Origin of the sequence: Promicromonospora sp. NPDC019610 (genome assembly GCF_044389365.1) — a bacterium.
Lineage (GTDB): Bacteria > Actinomycetota > Actinomycetes > Actinomycetales > Cellulomonadaceae > Promicromonospora.
Map to the genome: position 1 here is coordinate 1,932,794 of NZ_JBIRXX010000001.1, position 19,382 is coordinate 1,952,175.

Below are 19,382 nucleotides of genomic sequence, written 5' to 3' on the forward strand. Positions count from 1 at the left end.
GCACGCTGGATGCGAAACGATGCTCCACTCCTCACGAACCAGCACTGGTGCAGCCCTGAGCAGGGGAAACGCCGGAGTTGCCCCCTCGTTGCGCCCGGGCGGTCACGCCGGGTGGCCGGGCCGGCACCCCAGGCCGCACTCCCCGCCGCGGAAAAGCACCGGCGCTCTGGTGGAAATGGGACGCAACGACTTTGTCAGACAACCTGAGATGGCTTGTCCCGCCCGAACCGGACACCTCGGCGACAGGGGACCGAGCGGACGACCACGGCGAGCACGGTGTGCTGAGCGCCATCGCCTCCGGAGACCTGGACACCCTCGAGGACCTGGCGGACGCGTGGTGGTTCGAGCTGCCCGCCCGCTTCGGCCCCGAGCTGCTCGGCCTGCTCGAACGGCTGCCCGCCACGATGGCCGCCCGCCGCCCGCGGCTGCTGATGGCCGGCGTGCTGGCCTACCAGCTCGCCGAGGCGCGCGACGACACGCAGCTCCGCGCCACCATGCGCCTGTTCGAGCTGCACGGCGTACGCCTGTCCAAGCGGCTGCGCTCGTTCACGCGGCCCGGCGACCTGGTCGCCGCCGGGGCGCTCGCGATGCACGCTGCCCGCATGCGCGGCCAGTACCGCACGGCGGAGGGCATCGGCGCCTGGGTCGAGGAGCACCTGCTCCGGACCGACGACGCCGGGGCGCTGCCCTGGAGCGGTGACCGCCGGGTGGGCCGGCCGGGCCTGATCGCCCTGAACCGGGGCGTGACGGCGCTGCTGGCCGGGCACCCGGCCGTCGCGATCGGGCACCTGCGCCGCGCCTACGACCAGGCCGGCCCGGCGCCGTTCCAGCACTTCGCGGGCGCCGCGGCGTGCGCGAACCTCGCCCTGCTGGCGGCGGTGCGCGGACACCACGCGATGGCCGAGAACTGGCTGGAGCGCATCCAGGAGTGCGGCCCGGTCCCGGACTGGCTGAAGCATCACCTGCTGCTGGGCGCCGTCATCGCGCGGGCGCTCCTCGCGATCGACCGGCTGGACTCCTACGCCGCCGCGCAGGCCCTGGACGAGGCCGGCAGCGGGGAGGACCCGGGCGACCTCTGGCCGTTCCTCGCGGCCGCCCGGGCGGCGTACGCGGTGGCGTTCGACGAGCCCGTGAACGGTCTGCTGGGCCTCGACGCCGCCTGCTTCGCCCACGGGATGGGCGGCCGGCCCGGCCCGGACGCGCACCCGGTGCTGCTGCGGGCCCACGCCGACCTGCTCGCCGCGACCGGCGAGGGCAACCGCGTGGTGGCCCTGGCCGAGACCGCCCCGACCAGCCGGCTGCTGCCGCCCGCGGCCCGGGTGCGGCTCCTGGCCGGCGATACCGACGGGGCGTTGACGGTCGCCGGGCGGGCGATGCGCGACGCGGCGGTGCCGCCCCGGGACGCCCTCGAGCTCCAGCTCGTCATGGCCGTGGCGCACCTGCGCGCGGGCGAGCCCGACGAGGCGCGGGCCCGGTTCCTGCACGCCGCCGAGCTCGGGCGGCAGGGGCCGCTCGCGCCGTTCGCGCTGTTCCCGCGGGAGGAGATGCTGGACCTGTGCCACCGGACCGGCACCGACCCCCGGCACGTGGGGATCACCCGCATCCCCGACGACGCGAGGCACCCCGTCTCGGGCCCGATCGTGCTGCTCACCCGACGGGAGCGGGCGGTGCTGGCCGGCCTGGCCGCCGGTGACAGCGCTGTACGGATCGCCGCGGACCACGGCGTCTCGGTGAACACCGTGCGCACCCAGGTGCGCAAGGTCTACCGCAAGCTCAACGCGTCGAGCCGCACCAGCGCGCTCGCCCGCGCGGGCCAGCTCGGGCTGATCCCGCCGGAGACCCCGCGGAGCGCCTGACCGGACGCCGCCATCCGCGTGCCGGTGGGCGGCCGCCGGGTCATAGTGGCTCCGGGCGAGATGGGCCGGCACAGGGGAGGGGACGGCGATGGACGGCGCGGAGGGACTGACCCACAGCAGCGACGCGGACCCGGGCCTCCACCGCCGTCGGCGCGGCAGGGGTTTCTCCTACACGGACCAGCGGGGCGACCGGGTCACCGACGAGCGCACGCTCGACCGGATCCGCGCCCTCGTCATCCCGCCCGCGTGGACCGACGTGTGGATCTGCCCGGACGCCACGGGGCACATCCAGGCCACGGGGCGCGACGTCAAGGGCCGCAAGCAGTACCTGTACCACCACGAGTGGCGGCGCACCCGCGACGCCGCCAAGTTCGAGGAGCTGACCGGATTCGGGGAGGGGCTGGTCGCCCTGCGCAAGCAGGTGGACGCCGACATGAGCGCGCCGCGGCTCAGCCTGGACCGGGTTGCTGCCACCGTCGTCCGGCTGCTCGACGAGACGCTGATCCGCGTCGGCAACGACGAGTACGTGCGCTCCGGGGACTCGTACGGGCTGACGACGCTGCGCAACCGGCACGCCACCGTCGACGGGGCCGAGGTGCGGTTCCGCTTCACGGGCAAGTCCGGGGCGCCGCACGACGTCGTGGTCGACGACCGGCGCGTGGCGAACATCGTGCGCCGCTGCAAGGAGCTGCCCGGCCAGCGGCTCCTGCGGTACGTCGACGGCGACGAGGTGCGCGACGTCGGCTCGCGCGACGTCAACGACTACCTCGGCCGGGCGACCGGGGCCGGCTGGACGGCCAAGACGTTCCGGACGTGGGGCGCCAGCGCCGTCGCGTTCGGGCACCTGCGCCGGCTCGCACCGGCGGACCAGGCCGAGCACGACGCGCAGCGTGTCGAGGCGGTCAAGATCGCCGCCCGCCACCTGCACAACACCCCGGCGGTGTGCCGCAAGAGCTACGTGCACCCCGCGATCCTCGCCGACGACCGCGCCGAGCTCGACCGCCTGATCGCCCGGTCCGGCGCCGACGACGTGCGCACGTCCCGCTGGATGGCGGCCGACGAGCGCGCTCTGCTCCGGTTCCTCACCGTCGCGGAGCGCGCCCGCCGCAGGGCCGCCTGACCGGTCAGCGCCAGAGCTCGGCGAGCTCGCCGGCGCGGGCCCTGCCCTGGTCGTAGCCCGCCCGGGCGGCGGCCGGGCGCAGCGAGCCGTCCATCGCGTTGAGGCCGAACAGGTGCTCGTTCTCGGGCTCCGGGAAGATCGTCTCCACCCTGCTGCCGCCCGCGCGCAGCTCCGCGACCTGGGTCGCCAGGTCCAGGCCCCAGTCCGCCGGCGTCCGGGACCGGCCCCCGAACGGGGACAGCACCAGCACCCGGGCGTACCCGGCGGCCAGGTCGGCGTTCTCGGCGCCCGCGCGGTAGCCGCCGTCGACGTAGCGGCCGGAGCCGATCCGGTAGGCGAAGCCGCTGGCGCAGCTCGCCGCGACGGCGTCCGCCAGGCCCACCCCGCTCGTCCGGTCGAACACGGCCGGCTCCCCGGTGACGGCGTCGACCGCCGTGAGGAGCACCGTCCGCTCCGGCCAGGCCTGGGCCGGCAGCCGCGCTGCGACGGTCGCCCGCCACCGTTCCTGCACCGCGTCGTCCGAGGACCCGGGCAGGTCGAGCGACATCGCACCCAGCCGGCGGCGCAGGTCGGCCGGGCCCTCGGCGGCCTCGATGATCCGGCGGGTCCGCTCCATGTGGTCCGTCACGGGCCGCGTGTCGTGGGACTGCGGCCCGGTGGGCCGGGGCGTGGTGGGCTGCGCCCCGGCCCACGCGGGCCCGGCGGGCTGCGGCCCGGCCGGCGGCGGCGCGGTCAGCGTCGCGGCGTACAGCTCGCCCGGCGTCGCGCCGGCGAGCTGCGCCGCCGCCGTCGACCCGGCCGACGTGCCGACGGTCAGGTCGGCCGTGGTCACGTCCAGCCCGCCGTCGAACAGGCCGGCCACCACGCCGATCAGCCACGCGTTGCCCGTGGAGCCGCCGCCACCGAGCACGAGCGCGCGCTCACGGGCGGGTGCGGGCGCGCCGGAAGGCGGAGCAGAAGAAGAAGAAGAAGTGTTCATGGGAGTCGCCTCTCGCGAGTTGCCTGGCGAGCGCTCCCGGTGGCGACTAGCGCCGTCGCGCGATCGTGGGCAGCGGGGGAGCACCCGGTACGGACACAGCGTTCACGGGTCTCACCTCCTCCTGCCTGCGGTTCACGATCGCGACGACGTTAGCACACGTCAGGGGCCGTCTCCTCGGCCACCACGAGCGCCACCTCGCAGAACATCGAGTCGGCCCACGAGAACCACGGGCGCGAGTACACCGTCGGGTCCGAGGCGTCGAACGCCTCGTGCATCCGGCCGGTGCCGGCGTCGGTCCGGGCCAGCACGCCGAGGAGCCGGACCCGGTCCTCCGGGGTGCCCGTGAGCGCCTCGACGGCCAGCGCGATGGGCCACACGCGCCCCGGCCGGGTGTGCGGGCTGCCGATGCCGCTCGCCGCCGTGCCTGTCACGTAGTACGGGTTGGCGGGGCTGAGCACGAACGCGCGGGTCGCGCGCCAGACGTCGGCGTCGTACACGTCCGGCGCGACCAGCGGGAGCGACAGCAGCGACGGCGTGTTGGCGTCGTCCATGCGCAGCACCCCGCCCAGCCCGTCCACCTCGTAGGCGTAGACCGGGGCGGCGTCGCCCGGCCCCGCGCCCGGCAGGCCCGGCCCCGCGCCCGGCGCACCGGGCACCACGCCGAACGCCTCGACGCCGGCGACGAGCTCGCCGGACAGCGTCCGCGCGTCGGCGGCCAGGGCGGCGTCGTCGAGCACCTCGCCCGCGATGTCGCCGATCGCGAGCAGCGCCTGCGCCGCGAACAGGTTCGCCGGGATGTTGTAGCCGTAGGTGCAGGCGTCGTCCGACGGGCGGAACCCGCTCCATGTCATGCCCGTGCGGCCGACGGCGGTGCCGCGGCCGTCGCGCGCGAGCGTCTCGGTGGGGATGTCGGTGTCGCGCCGGAACCGGTACGGCGACACGTCGTGGTCCTGCTCGGCGCGGAGCTGGTCCACGATCGTGCGGAGCACCCGGTGCGCGCGCCCGTCGAACACATCCTCGCGGCCCGTCGTCCGCCAGAGCGTGTGCGCGAGCGTGACGGGGTACGCGAAGCTGTCGATCTCGTACTTCTGCTCCCACACGTGCGGGTCGTCGCACACGTCCTCGGGGTCGTAGTGCGCGCCCGTCGGGCCGTCGTTGAAGGCGTTCGCGTACGGGTCGTGGTCCAGGCACGCGAGCTGACGCCGCACCACGGCGGCGACCAGGTCGGCCAGCGGCGGGCACGCGGCGAGGAAGCGCAGGTACGGCGTGAGCTGCGTCGTCGAGTCGCGCATCCACATCGCCGGGATGTCACCGGTGATCACGAACGCCGTGCCGTCGTCGCCCATCGTGACCGTGTCGGTCAGCGTGCGCAGCAGCGCGGCCTCGACCATGTCGCCCACCTGCGTGCCCGAGGTGGCACGCACGCGGTCGGCGGCCGCCGTCAGGGTCGCCGTGATCGCGGGGTCGAGCGGGGTGCGCGTCATCGCTCCCATGGGGTGGCTCCGTTCTGGTCGGTCACGCGGACCGGTAGGGCGTCGGCGGGCGGGTCCGAATCCGGCGTGCACCACACGCTGAGCGTGACCGGCCCGGCGACCGGCGCGCCGGTCGCCCACGAACCCAGCTCGTCCAGGCCGAGGTCGAAGGCGACCGCCGTGGTGGCGCCCGGCGCGACGGTCACCCGCCGGACGGCGAGGAGCTGACGGCGGCGCGGCCGGATCCCCGGCTCGTGCCGGCGGGCGTACAGCGGCACCGGGAACGACCTCGTGTCCGGGCTCGCGTTGGTCACCTCGACGGTCACGGTCGCCACGCCGCCGTCGGCCAGGTCGGCGGCGGGCATGGACGGCGCCTCCCCGCGGAGACGTGTGGTCACGCCCGGCAGCAGCGCCGTGCCCAGCGGGAGGCGCCGGAGCACGTCCGCGTCCACGTACCCGCGCGCCGTCTCCATCCGCTCGTCGTGCGCCACCGGCATGACGCCGTCCGCGGCCGGGAACGTCGCCGGCAGGCGGCCCGACGCCGCGCCGTCGCACAGCGCCGCCACGATCGCGGCACCCCCGCTCGGGCCGGGGAACGGCACGACCAGCAGCGCGTCGACCAGGGAGCGCAGCTCCGTCAGCGCCCGCGGCCGCCCGTCCAGCACGACGGCGACCACGGGCGTGCCGCCCTCCCGCGCCGCCCGCACCACGTCGAGCTGCGCCTGCGGCAGCGCGACCGACGCCAGGTCCACGCCCTCGCCGTTCGTCGTGTCCGGCGCGGGACCGTCGACGGCGCCGTTGTCGGCGAACTCGTCGTCGTACGTGCGGCGGCTCGTCCCCCCGAGCACCACGACGCACACGTCGGCGCCGGCGCTCGCGGCCCGGACCTGGTCGAGCGCGTGCGTGCCGGGCGCGTTCGGGCCGTTAGCGCCCGGTTCGCCCGCCTCCGGGACGACTGCGTGCGCGGCGTCGAGCGGTCCGCGCAGGCGGCTGCCCTCGGCGTACCGCACGCGGTCCGCGCCGAACCGCGCGATCAGGGCCGAGCGGACGGTCGAGGCGGCCGGGTCGGGAACAGGCCGCGGCGGCGTGTAGTCGCCGAGCTGGGCGTCGAGGTCGTCGGCGTTCGGGCCCACGACGGCGATCGTCGCGCCGGGGCGCAGCGGCAGCACGCCGCCGTCCTCGACGAGCACGACGGACTGGCGCGCAGCGCGGTCCACGAGCTCGACGAGGTCGCGCGCGGCAAGGGTGCCAGCAGCGGTGGCGCCGGGCGCGTCCCAAGCGCCCGCGTCCGCCGCGGGCTGCTCCGGCGTCGGCGAACCGAACAGCCCGAGCCGCCGCTTCAGCGCCAGCACCCGGTCCACGGCGCGGTCGAGCACGGCCTCCTCGACGAGCCCGCGCTCGATCGCGGGCTCGATGTGCATGAATGCCTCGTCCCAGAGGCTGAGGTCCACCCCGGCCCGCAGGGCGAGCGCGGCGGCGGCGGCGGGGTCGGGCGAGCTGTCGCGGAGCCGGTCGATCGCGGTGCCGTCGGCCATGACCACGCCGTCCCAGCCCCACCGCTCGCGGATCGTGCCGGTGAGCAGCTCCTCGTTGGCGCTGCACGGCACGCCGTCGACGTCGTTGTACGCGGCCATGAAGCCGGCGACGCCGACGCGCGCGGCGGCGTGCGCGGGCCGCAGGTGGATCTCGCCGAGCTCGCGGCGTCCGATCGGCGCGCCCGAGCCGTTGCGCCCGCCGATCCCGGCGCCCTGCCCGGCGAGGTGCTTGGCGACGACGGCGACGTGCGAACCGTCGATCGGGTCGTCCGACGAGGCGGTGCCCTGCATGCCGCGCACCGTCGCGGCGACCAGCAGCGCGGCCAGCGCCGGGTCCTCGGAGAAGCACTCCTCGGCGCGGCCCCAGCGCGGGTCGCGCAGCACGTCGAGGCCGGAGACGAGCGCGACGTGCGTGCCGCGGGCGCGGGCCTCGGCGGCGACGGCGGTCGCGAGCTCCTCGGTCAGATCGGCGTCCATGCCGGCGCCGAGCGCGAGGTTCACGGGCAGCGTGGTGCCGCCGAGCGCCATGAGGCCGTGCGGCGCCTCCTCGACGAACAGCACGGGGATGCCGTCGCCGAAGGTGTTCACGTGGTCCTGGACCGCGGCGTAGGCCTCGGCGCTGCGCTCGGGCGGGATGCCGTTGTCCCAGCGCACGGCCGACCACGGGTCGGCGCGGAGCACGCCGTACAGCGCGCCGAGCCCGCCCCACCGGTCCACCTCGCGCCGCAGCACGTCGGTCACGCGGGGAGCGCCGTCGACCCACCTGACCGCCTCCCACCCCTTGACCCGCTGATTGACTTGCCCGACGCGTGTAGCCAGCGGCAACGCCGCGGCGCGGGTGTCAGACGTACAGGTCACCGGGGTGACCTGTACGTCTGACAGGTGCGGGTGGGTCATCCCTTGACCGCCCCCGACAGCAGCGCGCGCTGCATCTGGCGCTGGAGCACGGTGTAGACGAGGTACACGGGCAACAGTGTGAACAGGGTGCCGGCCATCAGCACGCCGTAGTCGGTGCCGGCGTCGACCTTGAGCGTGGGCAGCGCCACCTGGATGGTGCGCTGCGCGGTGTCCGGCCCGATCAGGATGAGCGGGTACAGGTAGGCGTTCCAGAACGAGAGGAAGTTGAGCAGCAGCACCGTCGCGATGCCCGGCACGCAGATGGGCAGGTAGACCTGCCGCAGCACCTGGAGCGACGACGCGCCGTCCATGGAGGCGGCCTCCTCCAGCTCGCGCGGGATGGTGCGCATGAACGACGTCAGGATGACGATGGAGAGCGGCAGCGCCGTCGCCGGCAGCAGGAAGATCACGAACGTGCGGGTGTGGAACAGGCCGAGCGCGGCGGCGAGCAGGAACGTCGGGAACAGCGCCGCGAACGACGGGATGAGGAAGCCGAGGGCGAAGACGCTCTCGACGACCTTGCCGGCGCGGCCGCGCGCCCGCGCCAGGGCGAACGACGCCGGCAGCGCGAGCACCAGGGTCAGCACGAGCGCGGCGACCGTGGTCAGGGCGGAGTTGGCGACCGCGAGGCCGAGGTCGGCCTGCTGGATCGCCGTCGTGAAGTTGGAGAGGTCGAACGTCGTCGGCAGCGCGAGCGGCGACTCGAAGATCTCCTCGTTCGTCTTGAACGACGAGACGATGAAGTAGTAGAAGGGGATGACCAGCAGTGCGGCGTAGATCCACGCGAGCGTGCCGCTCGTGATCGAGCCGATGCGGTCGCGCAGGGGGAGTCGCCGGGCGACGGTGGCGCTCTGTGCCATGAGGGTCTCCAGGGCAGGTTCGGGAGGCAGATCGGGCGGGGATCAGTGGGTGGCGCGGAGCGTGCGGCGGATCGCCCACATCCCGAGCAGCCCGATCACGAAGAGGACGACGCCGACGGCCTGGCTGTAGCCCAGGTCGGTCTCGACGAACGCCTTGCGGTAGATGAGGTACGCGAGCGTTGTGGTCGCGTTCTCGGGCCCGCCCTGCGTGAGCAGCAGCACGGTCTGCGCCGAGTTGAACAGCATGGACAGGAACTGGAGCATCGCGACGACGCCGATGAAGTCCTGCGCGATGGGCCAGTACATCCGCCAGGCCAGCCGCCAGTCGCCCGCGCCGTCGAGCCGTGCGGCCTGCACGAGCTCGGTCTCGACGCCGTCGAGCCGCGACGCGATGAGCACCGCGGAGTACCCGATGCCGCTCCACAGCTCGACGGCGATGATGGCGCCGAGCGCGGTGGTCGGGTCGGCGAGCCACTCGTTGCCCTCCAGGCCCAGCGGGCGCAGGAAGCCGTTGACCAGGCCGTCCGGGTTGAGCATCGCGTAGAAGACCATCGCCGTCGCCGGGGCGGAGATGAGCGCCGGGATGAACAGCAGGTACCGCAGCACGCGGTGGCCGCGCGGCTTCTGCACCACGTAGAAGGCGAGGAGGAAGGCGAGGCCGATCATGATCGGCAGGCCGACGACGATCTGGATCGCGGAGTTGGCGGTCGCCGTCCAGAAGGTCTCGTCGGCGAGGACGCGGGCGAAGTTGTCGAGGCCCGCCGGCGTCGGCGTGGTGAGCATGCCCGGCCAGGAGAGGAACGCGATGACGAACATCGCCACCACGGGGCCGATCATGAACACCGCGTACCAGATCAGCGCGGGCAGGGCGAGGCCGGGGAACCGGTCGCGGAGGGTCCCGCGGCGGCGGGTGCGGGGGGCGGCGGTCGTGCCGCCCCCGGTCGTGTCGGGGCGGCCGGCGTCGAGGAGCGCGGTCATGGGTGGGGGTCCTTTCCCAGCTCGAGCGGTCAGACCGCCTGGTATGACTTCTCGAAGGCGTCGATGATGCGGTCGGCCGGGGCGGACCCGTAGGCGAGCGCGGTCGCCTGGATCATCGGCTCGAACACGGCGTCGGGGATGAGCAGGTCGGGCAGCATCACGGGGGTGACGTCGTCGTCCGTGAGGCGCGAGCCCTGGGCGACCAGCGGGAAGTCCTGGCTCACGGTGTCGGTGATGCGGCTCATGTCGCGCCCGGACCCGAGGATGAACTCGTCGGTGACCTCGGGGGTGTACAGGTTCTGCACGAACGGCTTGATGAGGTCGAGCTTCTTGCGGCCGTTCTCGCTGATCCAGATGCCGTGGCCGTTGAAGCTCCGGATCACGCTCGGGTGCTCCAGCACGCCGCCGCTCGACGGCACGGGCCAGCCGCCCACGGTGACCTCCGCCGCGCGCTCGTTGGGCACGAGCGCCAGGGCCGACGACATGGCCGGCACGATGGCGGCCTTGCGGGTGTTGAACTGCGTCAGCTCCGAGTCGGACGTGTAGCCCTGGACGTTGTCGACGAAGACGCCGGCGTCGCGCAGCTCCACGAAGTGCTCCACGCCCGCGATCGCGCCCGGGCTCTCGGAGATCTTGCCCGTGGAGAACACGGTGCGCGCCTCGTCCTGGGTGATGAAGCCCTGGAGGATCTGCAGGAACATCTTCTGGCCGCTCCAGTCGGAGCCGCCCACGGTCACGGGGCCGATGCCCTTCGAACGCAGGGCGTCGGCGGCGGCGATCAGCTCGTCCGACGTCGTCGGGATGGCCTCGACGCCCGCCTCCTCCAGCAGCCCGGTGTTGAACGACACCGGCCAGTTGGTGCGGGTGAACGGGAAGGCGCGCAGGCGGCCCTCCTCGTCGGTCCACTCGGCCAGCGCCTCGGGGATGATCAGGTCGCGCAGGCCCCAGTCGTCGAGGTAGTCGCCCACGGGCACGGTCGCGCCCAGGCGGGTCCAGGAGAGCGTGCGGCCCATCATGTTGACGATCGCGACGTCCGCCTCCTTGCCCGCCAGCGTGCTCGTCTCGAACACGATGGGCAGGTCGGAGCCGTTCTTCAGCAGCGCGACCTTGCGCGCGGTGGCGCGCTGGTAGGCGGCGACGACGTCGGAGAACACCTGGGCGCCGGCGACGGCCCCGCTGATCTGCGTGTGCACGGTCAGGGCGTTCGGGCCGCTGGAGGCGGGGACGAGCGCCCCGCACCCGGCGAGGAACGGCGTGATGATCCCGCCGCTGAGCGCGGCGCCCAACAAGGTGCGCCTGCTGATGCCGTGGGACACGGGACCTCCTGGAGCTTGTCGACCTGGGACTTCGGTGTGTCGATCGAGACGGGCGGGGCACATCCGCGTGCCGGGCCTTGTAAAGCGGTACACAATCTGGCTGGCCGCGAATGTATACCGCTTTACTTTCGAGGGTCAACCCCCGTAGGGTCTGGCACGTGACCGAAACACCCCCGAAACGAGCAACGATCGCCGCGGTGGCTCGCCGTGCCGGCGTGTCGCCGTCCGCGGTGTCCCACGTCTTCAACGGCCGGCCCAACGTCTCGGCCGCCACGGCCGAGCGCATCCGGCAGGCCGCGGACGAGCTCAACTGGCGCCCCAACTACGCCAGCCGCAAGGTGTCGGGCCAGGGTGGGCGCAGCCTCGGGCTGGTGATCGCCCGGGCGAGCGACACCTTCGGTCGCGACCCCTTCTTCATGCGGCTGCTGGCCGGGCTCACGCAGCCCCTGGCCGACATCGGCTGGTCGCTCTCGCTCACGCTCGTGGCGGTCGACGACGAGGCGCGCGTCTACCGCGAGTGGTGGGCCGAGCAGCGCGTCGACGCGTTCCTGCTGGTCGACGCCCGGACGGACGACCCGCGGCTCGACCTCGTCGGCCAGCTCGGCGCCCCCGCGGTGGTGCTCGGCGCGCCCGTGGACGCCGCGGTGCCTGCCGTCACGGTGCGCGACGACGCCGCGTTCGCTGCCGTGCTCGCCCACCTGACCGAGCTCGGGCACCGCCGCGTCGCGCGGATCAACGACGCGCCCGGCCTCGCGCACACCCAGGCCCGCGACCGGCGGTTCGCCGCGGCCGCCGCCGACTGCGGCGTCGAGCCGTCCTACGCGGTGTGGGACGCCGAGGCGGCCGACCCCGTGGCCGACCTGCTGGGCCGGGTCGGCGACGTCACGGCGATCATCGTCGACAGCGAGGTGATCGCCGCCGAGATCGTCGCGCACGCGCCCGAGCTCGGGGTGAGCGTGCCCGGGCAGCTCTCCGTGGTGGCCTGGGAGGACTCCTGGGTCTCCACCCTCGTGCGCCCGCGACTGACCGCGCTCGACGCGCCGGTCGAGGAGAGCGCCCGCACCGCCGTCGCGCTGCTGGAGCGGCTGGTGCGCGGCGAGGACGTCACGTCGCAGACGGTCGGCGGGCGCCAGCTCATGGTGCGCGAGTCGACGTCCGCGGCGCCCGGCGCCGGCGCCTGAGAGCGCGCCCCAGCACCCTTACGCCTGAGAATCCTGACAGACCTGAGAGGCAGGCCCTTGACCACCACCCCGCGTTTCGGCGTCAACTACACCCCGTCGAAGGACTGGATGTTCCAGTGGATGGCGATCGACCCGGACGTCGTCCGCGCCGACTTCGAGGCGATCGCGGCGCTCGGCGTCGACCACGTGCGGGTGTTCCCGCTCTGGCCCGTGCTGCAGCCCAACCGCACCCTGATCCGGCAGCGCGCGCTGGACGACATCGCGCTCGTCGCCGACCTCGCCGCCGAGCAGGGCCTGGACCTCGCCGTCGACGTGATCCAGGGGCACATGTCCGGCTTCGACTTCGTGCCGGCGTGGCTCGTGAACTGGCACGACGGCAACATGTTCACCGACCGGCCGGCGATCGACGCGCAGGCGGCGCTCGTCGCGGCGGTCTACGACGCCGTCCGCGACAAGCCGAACCTCCTGGGGCTCACGCTCGGCAACGAGCTCAACCAGTTCCAGCGGCCCAACCCGGCGGCGATGCCCGCCAAGCGCGACGAGATCACACACTGGCTGACGTCGCTGCTGGAGGCGCCGCGCGACCGCGACCCGGGGCACCTGGTGACGCACAGCGAGAACGACCACCTCTGGTACCGCGACGAGCACCCCTTCGTGCCGGCGCACGCCTCGCGGCTGGGCGACCTGACGACCGTGCACTCCTGGATCTTCAACGGGACGGCCGCGACCTACGGCGCGCTGTCGCCGCAGTCTGTGCGGCACGCCGAGTGGATGATCGAGCTGGCCAAGGCGTTCGCCGCGCAGCCCGGCCGACAGGTCTGGCTGCAGGAGGTCGGTGCGCCCTCGATGAACCTCGCCGAGGCGGAGATGCCGGAGTTCTGCGCGCGCACCATCGAGTCGGCGCTCACCACGGACGACCTCTACGCCGTCACCTGGTGGTGCTCGCACGACGTGACGCGCGACCTCGCCGACTACAAGGACCTGGAGTATTCGCTCGGCCTGCTCGACACCGAGAACCGGGTCAAGCCGCTCGGCCGGCGGTTCGCCGAGGTGGTCGCGGAGGCGCGTGCCGCGGGCGGGCGGCCTGCTGGTTCGGGGCGGACGACGGCCGTGGTGGTCGACGTCGACGCGGACGACCTGCCGCTGTCCCGGCCGTCCCTCGGGCCCGGCGGCGCGGTCTTCGAGCGCTGGCACGCGCTGCGCGAGGAGGGCGTGGAGGTCACCGTCGTGACCAGCGCCGCCGCCGTCGACCCCGCGGCGCTGGAGGCCCGCGGCATCCGGGAGCTCGTCCGTGTCGACGCGGGCTGACCGTGGTGGTGCCGGTGGTGCCGGTGGTGCCGGTGGTGCCGGTGGTGCCGGCACCGCCGGGCTGCCGGGCTGGATGATGTCCGGATGAACGGGGACCTGCTCCTGCGCGGCGGTCTGGTCGTCGACGGCAGCGGGGCGGAGCCGGTGCCCGGCGACGTGCTGCTGCGGGACGGCCGGATCGCCGCCGTCGGCCTCGGTGCCGGCGGCCGGATCGACGCGCCCGGCGCGCGGGTGATCGACGCAGACGGCCTGGCCGTCGCGCCGGGCTTCGTCGACATGCACGCCCACTCCGACCTGGCCGTCCTGGCCGACGGCGAGCACCTCGCCAAGGTCACGCAGGGTGTCACGATCGAGGTGGTGGGCCAGGACGGGATCTCGTACGCGCCCGTCACCGACGAGACGATGGCGCTGGTCCGCGAGCAGATCGCGGGCTGGAACGGCATCCCGGACGGGATCGACTTCGCCTGGCGGTCCGTCGCGGAGTACCTGGCCGAGGTGGACCGGCGCGGCAGCGCGACCAACGTCGCCTACCTGGTGCCGCAGGGCACCGTGCGGATGAACGTCGTCGGCACCGGCGACCGGCGCGCGACACCCGCCGAGATCGCGGAGATGCGCGCCCAGGTGGACCGGGGCCTGCGGGACGGCGCGTTCGGCCTGTCGTCCGGGCTCACCTACGTGCCCGGCATGTTCGCCGACACCGACGAGCTGGTCGCCCTGTGCGAGGTGGTCGCGGAGCACGGCGGCTACTACGCCCCGCACCAGCGGTCCTACGGCGCGGGCGCGATCGGGGCCTACGCCGAGATGGTCGACGTCGCGCGGCGCTCGGGGTGCGCCCTGCACCTGACGCACGCGACGATGAACTTCCCCGAGAACCGCGGCCGCGCGGGGGAGCTGCTCGCGCTGGTCGACCGTGCGATCGTGTCCGGTGTCGACATCACGCTCGACACGTACCCGTACCTGCCCGGCTCCACGACGCTGTCCGCGCTGCTGCCGAGCCGCGCCGCGGTGGGCGGTCCCGAGCGGACGCTGGCCCGGCTGCGCGACCCGGGGGAGCGGGCGTGGATCGCGCACGAGGTCGAGGTCGTCGGCAGCGACGGCTGCCACGGCGTGCCTGTCGACTGGGACAGCATCGAGATCGCCGGGGTGCGCGACGCCGCGCTCGGCGACCGGGTGGGCCGCACCGTGGCGCGGATCGCGCTCGACGAGGGGCGCCCGCCCGCCGAGGTGTTCTTCGACCTGCTGCTGGCCGACCGGCTCGGCACGAGCATCCTGCAGCACGTCGGCGACGAGCAGAACGTCCGCGAGATCATGCGGCACCCCCGGCACACGGGTGGCAGCGACGGCATCCTGGTCGGCGCCAAGCCGCACCCGCGCGGCTCCGGGACCTTCCCGCGGTATCTCGGCCGGTACGTGCGGGAGGAGGGCGTGCTGTCGCTCGCCGAGATGATCGTGCACCTCTCCGCGCGGCCTGCGGCCCGGCTCGGTCTGCACGACCGCGGCCGGATCACCGAGGGCTACGTCGCCGACGTCGTCGTCTTCGACCCGGCGACCGTCGCCGACCGGGCCACCCCGGACGAGCCCCGGCTGACCGCCGCGGGCATCCCGTGGGTGCTGGTGGACGGCGTGCCGGTGATCGAGGACGGCGTCCGGACCGACGCCCGCCCGGGCCGGGCGTTGCGGCACCGACGTCCCGGGACGTCGCGGCGCGTGCCGTAGGCGCGGTCGGGAGTGCGGCCCGGGCTTGAGGCGATGGCCTGGTCGGGGGCACGTCGTCCCTGCGAGGGGTGTCGGCTGGGCCATACTTCGCTCGGCCTGGACCCACTTGATTAACGCCAGCAGGACTGTCCGGCACAGCCGGATTCGGCGGGTCACAGGTGAACGACATCAGGCCCAGCCGACACCCCCTCAAATGTGTGTATGCGTCCCGCGGCCGGCCAGGCGGAGCACCGAGGTCGGCAGCTCCCTGAGGTGATCTCACGTGCGCGAGCCAGAATAGTGTGCCAAGCGCGGAGCGCTCTCGGGGTTGGGCCAGGTCGTGCTCGTGGCGGGAGAGTGGGAGGGCGTCACGGGCTGCGGGATTTGCCAGGTCGAGTGCCCGTGGCATCTAATATATTGCATGCCTATTCCGAGGAGCGTGCCCGCGATCGATCGCCGGCTGCTGCGTGACGACGTCTACGGCCGGCTGCGCGACGCGATCGTCGACGGCAGCCTGGCGCCGGGGGAGCAGCTGCGCGACCTCGAGCTCGCGGCCTGGCTCGGTGTCAGCCGTACGCCCGTACGGGAGGCGCTGCTGCGCCTGGCCGAGGCCGGGCTGGTCGTGGCGCGGCCGGGCAGCTCGACGACCGTGAGCTCGCTGGACCTGCGCGAGGTGCGGGGTGCCCGCGACGTCGTCGCCGCGATGCACGAGGTGGCCGTGCGCGCGGCCGTGCCCGGCCTCACGGCGGCCGACCTCGACGCGATGCGCGCGGCCGAGCGCGAGTTCCGCGAGGCGATCGAGCGGGGCGACGTCGACGCGGCCCTGCGTGCCGACGACGCGCTGCACGGCGTGCCCGTGACGGTGGCGGCCAACCGGGCGCTGTCCGCCGTGCTCGACCAGTTCACACCGGTGCTGCGGCGCGCGGAGCGGCTGCGGTTCTCGTCCCTGGGCGGGCGAGCATCGCTCGCCCGGCACGCGGAGCTGATCCGGTTGTGCGCCGCCGGGGAGGCGGAGGGGGCGGCGGCGGTCGCCTTCGACACCTGGAGCACCCTGCCCACCGACGCCGACGAGCCCACCGACGCCGACCAGCCCGTCGCCCCCGACCAGCCCGGCGACCGCCCCGCCCGCGAGGAGTAACCCATGGCCCTGTCCGACTTCCCCCGCCACCCGCTCACCTTCGGGCCCAGCCCCGTCCACCCGCTGCCGCGCCTCACCGCTCACCTCGGCGGGGCGTCGGTGTGGGCCAAGCGGGAGGACTGCAACGCGGGCCTCGCCTACGGCGGCAACAAGACCCGCAAGCTGGAGTACTTCGTCCCCGAGGCGCTCGCACAGGGCGCCGACACGCTGGTCTCCATCGGCGGCTACCAGTCCAACCACACGCGCCAGGTCGCCGCCGTCGCGGCGTCGCTCGGGCTCAAGGCCGTGCTGGTGCAGGAGAACTGGGTCGACTGGCCCGACTCCGTGGCCGACCGGGTCGGCAACATCATGCTCAGCCGCATCATGGGCGCCGAGGTACGGCTCGACCCCGCCGGCTTCGGCATCGGCTTCAAGGACTCCTGGTCCCGCGCGATCGAGGACGTGAAGGAGCGCGGCGGCACGCCGTACGCCATCCCGGCGGGCGCCTCCGACCACCGGCTCGGCGGCCTCGGCTTCGCCCGCTGGGCGTACGAGGTCCAGGAGCAGGAGCGGGAGCTCGGCGTCTTCTTCGACACGATCGTCGTCTGCGCGGTGACGGGCTCCACCCAGGCCGGCATGATCGCCGGGTTCGCGGCGCTGGAGGAGGCCGGCGGCCCGCCGCGCCGGCTCATCGGGATCGACGCGAGCGCCAAGCTGGACGAGACGCGCGACCAGGTCGCCCGGATCGCGCGCGCCACGGCCGAGCTGATCGGCGTCGGCCGGCCGCTGCGGGACGACGAGATCACCGTGCTGCCCGGCTGGGCCGGGGACCTGTACGGCATCCCGGTGGAGTCGACGCTCGACGCGATCCGGCTCACCGGCGAGCTGGAGGGCGTCATCATCGACCCCGTCTACGAGGGCAAGTCGATGGCCGGGCTGATCGACCTCGTGGCCAGCGGCGACATCCCCGCGACCAGCAACGTGCTGTACGCCCACCTGGGCGGGCAGCCCGCGCTGAACGCGTACAGCGGGCTGTTCACGCAGACCCGTCCCGTGCTCGGCTGACGACGCGCGCTCGAGACGGCGACAAGCGGCGCGGTTTCGGGGAGGCTTGGCACGCGCCGGGCGTTCACCGCGGACACCCGGGATCGAGATGGAGCGTCATGGCCCGCCTGCTGCACCGCCCCGGCACCACGCCACGCCTGCCCAGAGGGCGGGACCTCGACGCGAGCTTCCGCCCGGCCGGGCCCGCGCGGTCGCCGCGGGTCGCCGGCGAGCGGACCGGGAGCCGGGGCCGGGCCGTGGTGGGTCTGCCGGCCAACCCGTTCGGCTACGCGATGCTCGCCACCCTGGGGGTCGGCGCCGGCCTCGCGGTGCTCGGCGCGCTGTCGGCGGTGGCGACGGTGCTCGTGTACGTCGGGCTCGCGCTGTTCCTGGCGCTGGCCCTGGAGCCCGGCACCGAGGCCCTGACCGACCGGGGGCTGCCCCGCTGGGTGGCGGCCACCGTGATGGTCGTCGGGTCGCTGGTGGTGATCGCACTGGTCGTCGTGGCGGTGCTGCCGGTCGCCGTCCCGCAGGTCAGCAGCTTCGGCGCCCAGCTCGTGGACCTGCTGCGCACCCTGCCCGACCAGGCCTGGTACGCCTGGGCGACCAGCAACCTGGGCGCCCTCGACCTGAACGGGCTGCTGTCCTCGGTGACGGACCTGCTGAGCGACCCCCGGCAGCTCTCGGCGATCGCCGGCGGCGTGCTGCAGGTCGGCACCGGGCTGATCAACGGCGTCACGGCGGTCATCATCGTCACGGCCCTGACGATCTACTTCGCCCTGACGCTTCCGACCATGGTCGCCGCCGTCCTGCGCCTGGTGCCGCGCTCCCGGCGGGAGATGACCGGGTCGCTCCTGGACGAGGTGCTCGACTCCGTGGGCCGGTATGTCTCCGGGCAGCTCATCCTGGCCACCATCAACGCCACGTTCACGCTGGTGCTCACCCTGTTCGCGGGCAGCCCGGCGCCGATCCTGCTTGCCGTCATCGCGTTCGTCGCGGCGCTGATCCCCGTCGTGGGCACGGTCATCGGGTCCATCCTCGTGACGCTCGCGACGCTCACGGTGAGCCCCGTCGCGGCGATCGTCGTCGGCGCGTGCCTGCTGGTCTACATGCAGGTCGAGGCGTACGTCCTGTCCCCGCGCGTGATGAGCCGGGCCGTGTCGATGCCCGGCGTCCTGGTCATCGTCGCGGCCCTGGCGGGCGCGGCGCTCGGCGGCATCCTCGGCGCCCTCGTCGCGGTCCCGGTCGCGGCGGCGGGCCTGCTGGTGATCAAGCGCGTGGTGATCCCGTACCAGGAGATGCGCTAGAAGCAGCGGCCCGGCCGGGCGCCTGCGCGGTGCCGGTTTCGGGGTCTGGTGCGGCCTGACGCGCGCGGGCGGCGGACCCGGGTCCGACGGCGGTCAGGCCGCGCAGCTCGGCGAGCACCGACCGCTCGATCTCCCCGATCGAGCGGTCCTCGCCCGGCGCGATCCACTGCGTGAAGGAGACGCCGAACACCGTGGCCGCGGACTCCGCGGCGAGCGTGGCCGCCGGCTCGGCGACGCCGCGGGCGCGCAGAGTGTCGCGCAGCGTCGTGGCCAGCACCGACATCTTGTGCCGCTCCCGCTCCTGCAGCGCCGGGTACTGGTCGATGACGCTCTGCCGCAGCCGGGAGTGGTCGCGCCGCTCGCCGGGGAAGAACCTCGCCCCGGACTCCAGCGCGGCGCCGACCAGCTCCATGGGCGACGCGTCGTCCGGCGCGTCCGCAACCCCGGCAAGGAACGCCTCGACCAGGAGCTCCTGCCCGTGGAACAGCGCCTCGCGCTTGTCGCTGAAGTGCCGGAAGAAGGTGCGTTCGGTCAGGCCGACGGACTGCGCGATCTCCGCGGCCGTCGTCTGCTCGTACCCCTGGCTCGCGAAGAGCTCCAGCGCGGCGGCCTGCAGCCGTTCGCTCGTACCTGGCTGCCATCTGACCATGCCGCCAGTCTAGGTGATGACAGACGCTGACGTCACGCGTATGGTGATGTCTGTGACTGACAACAGTC

15 protein-coding genes are annotated in these 19,382 nt (G+C 74.0%); 8 read left to right on the forward strand and 7 right to left on the reverse strand.

Annotated elements, in window-relative coordinates:
* Nucleotides 1-278: 278 nt before the first annotated feature.
* Nucleotides 279-1,856, forward strand: coding sequence for a LuxR C-terminal-related transcriptional regulator (locus ACH45N_RS08615; protein WP_397392978.1), 1,578 nt, complete (start codon nt 279-281; stop codon nt 1,854-1,856).
* A gap of 88 nt (nt 1,857-1,944) precedes the next feature.
* Complete coding sequence (locus ACH45N_RS08620) at nt 1,945-2,976, forward strand: DNA topoisomerase IB (protein WP_397392979.1); 1,032 nt, start codon at nt 1,945-1,947, stop codon at nt 2,974-2,976.
* Nucleotides 2,977-2,980: 4 nt separating this feature from the next.
* Here the strand turns inward: ACH45N_RS08620 and ACH45N_RS08625 are convergent, their stop codons facing one another.
* The 6 genes from ACH45N_RS08625 to ACH45N_RS08650 all read right to left on the reverse strand — a co-directional run bounded on the left by ACH45N_RS08625 (nt 2,981) and on the right by ACH45N_RS08650 (nt 11,013).
* Nucleotides 2,981-3,955 (reverse strand): patatin-like phospholipase family protein, encoded by a 975-nt coding sequence (locus ACH45N_RS08625; RefSeq protein ID WP_397392980.1) that lies wholly within the window; start codon nt 3,953-3,955, stop codon nt 2,981-2,983.
* Nucleotides 3,956-4,104: 149 nt separating this feature from the next.
* Nucleotides 4,105-5,448 carry a glycoside hydrolase family 125 protein gene (locus tag ACH45N_RS08630; protein ID WP_397392981.1) on the reverse strand — a complete coding sequence of 448 codons (1,344 nt, stop codon included), beginning with the start codon at nt 5,446-5,448 and terminating at the stop codon, nt 4,105-4,107.
* On the reverse strand, nt 5,436-7,703 hold the full coding sequence (locus ACH45N_RS08635) for a glycoside hydrolase family 3 N-terminal domain-containing protein (RefSeq protein ID WP_397392982.1): 2,268 nt from the start codon (nt 7,701-7,703) through the stop codon (nt 5,436-5,438). Before ACH45N_RS08635 ends, ACH45N_RS08630 begins: the two co-directional genes overlap by 13 nt.
* Before the next feature lie 152 nt (nt 7,704-7,855).
* Nucleotides 7,856-8,719 (reverse strand): carbohydrate ABC transporter permease, encoded by an 864-nt coding sequence (locus ACH45N_RS08640; RefSeq protein WP_397392983.1) that lies wholly within the window; start codon nt 8,717-8,719, stop codon nt 7,856-7,858.
* 42 nt (nt 8,720-8,761) lie between these two features.
* The gene (locus ACH45N_RS08645) at nt 8,762-9,697 is read right to left on the reverse strand and encodes a carbohydrate ABC transporter permease (RefSeq protein ID WP_397392984.1); all 936 of its coding nucleotides are present in this window, start codon (nt 9,695-9,697) and stop codon (nt 8,762-8,764) included.
* A 29-nt stretch (nt 9,698-9,726) separates the two neighbouring features.
* A complete protein-coding gene (locus ACH45N_RS08650) occupies nt 9,727-11,013 on the reverse strand; it encodes an ABC transporter substrate-binding protein (RefSeq protein WP_397392985.1) in 1,287 nt (428 codons plus the stop codon).
* 158 nt (nt 11,014-11,171) lie between these two features.
* On the opposite strand from ACH45N_RS08650, the gene ACH45N_RS08655 reads away from it, so the two are divergent.
* From ACH45N_RS08655 to ACH45N_RS08680, 6 genes are all read left to right on the forward strand, one after another.
* Nucleotides 11,172-12,194 carry a LacI family DNA-binding transcriptional regulator gene (locus ACH45N_RS08655; protein WP_397392986.1) on the forward strand — a complete coding sequence of 341 codons (1,023 nt, stop codon included), beginning with the start codon at nt 11,172-11,174 and terminating at the stop codon, nt 12,192-12,194.
* Nucleotides 12,195-12,251: 57 nt separating this feature from the next.
* Entirely contained in the window at nt 12,252-13,502 is a 1,251-nt protein-coding gene (locus ACH45N_RS08660; protein WP_397392987.1) for a glycosyl hydrolase, read from the forward strand.
* Between the two features lie 84 nt (nt 13,503-13,586).
* Entirely contained in the window at nt 13,587-15,218 is a 1,632-nt protein-coding gene (locus tag ACH45N_RS08665) for an amidohydrolase family protein (protein ID WP_397392988.1), read from the forward strand.
* Between the two features lie 400 nt (nt 15,219-15,618).
* Nucleotides 15,619-16,335: a GntR family transcriptional regulator gene (locus ACH45N_RS08670; protein ID WP_397392989.1), complete on the forward strand. Its 717-nt coding sequence runs from the start codon at nt 15,619-15,621 to the stop codon at nt 16,333-16,335.
* A gap of 3 nt (nt 16,336-16,338) precedes the next feature.
* Nucleotides 16,339-17,379, forward strand: coding sequence for a 1-aminocyclopropane-1-carboxylate deaminase (locus tag ACH45N_RS08675; RefSeq protein WP_397392990.1), 1,041 nt, complete (start codon nt 16,339-16,341; stop codon nt 17,377-17,379).
* Nucleotides 17,380-17,477: 98 nt separating this feature from the next.
* Nucleotides 17,478-18,665, forward strand: a complete 1,188-nt coding sequence (locus ACH45N_RS08680; protein WP_397392991.1) for an AI-2E family transporter — start codon at nt 17,478-17,480, stop codon at nt 18,663-18,665.
* On the opposite strand, the gene ACH45N_RS08685 is transcribed toward ACH45N_RS08680, so the two are convergent.
* A complete protein-coding gene (locus ACH45N_RS08685) occupies nt 18,628-19,314 on the reverse strand; it encodes a TetR/AcrR family transcriptional regulator (protein WP_397392992.1) in 687 nt (228 codons plus the stop codon). The genes ACH45N_RS08680 and ACH45N_RS08685 overlap by 38 nt on opposite strands.
* Nucleotides 19,315-19,382: the final 68 nt, after the last annotated feature.

What these genes read in the sequence shown, in the direction of transcription:
- ACH45N_RS08620 (WP_397392979.1), top strand. Translation starts at nt 1,945, where the DNA reads ATGGACGGCGCGGAGGGACTGACCCACAGCAGCGACGCGGACCCGGGC.
- ACH45N_RS08625 (WP_397392980.1), bottom strand. Translation starts at nt 3,955, where the DNA reads ATGAACACTTCTTCTTCTTCTTCTGCTCCGCCTTCCGGCGCGCCCGCA.
- ACH45N_RS08630 (WP_397392981.1), bottom strand. Translation starts at nt 5,448, where the DNA reads ATGGGAGCGATGACGCGCACCCCGCTCGACCCCGCGATCACGGCGACC.
- ACH45N_RS08640 (WP_397392983.1), bottom strand. Translation starts at nt 8,719, where the DNA reads ATGGCACAGAGCGCCACCGTCGCCCGGCGACTCCCCCTGCGCGACCGC.
- ACH45N_RS08645 (WP_397392984.1), bottom strand. Translation starts at nt 9,697, where the DNA reads ATGACCGCGCTCCTCGACGCCGGCCGCCCCGACACGACCGGGGGCGGC.
- ACH45N_RS08665 (WP_397392988.1), top strand. Translation starts at nt 13,587, where the DNA reads ATGAACGGGGACCTGCTCCTGCGCGGCGGTCTGGTCGTCGACGGCAGC.
- ACH45N_RS08670 (WP_397392989.1), top strand. Translation starts at nt 15,619, where the DNA reads ATGCCTATTCCGAGGAGCGTGCCCGCGATCGATCGCCGGCTGCTGCGT.
- ACH45N_RS08675 (WP_397392990.1), top strand. Translation starts at nt 16,339, where the DNA reads ATGGCCCTGTCCGACTTCCCCCGCCACCCGCTCACCTTCGGGCCCAGC.
- ACH45N_RS08680 (WP_397392991.1), top strand. Translation starts at nt 17,478, where the DNA reads ATGGCCCGCCTGCTGCACCGCCCCGGCACCACGCCACGCCTGCCCAGA.
- ACH45N_RS08685 (WP_397392992.1), bottom strand. Translation starts at nt 19,314, where the DNA reads ATGGTCAGATGGCAGCCAGGTACGAGCGAACGGCTGCAGGCCGCCGCG.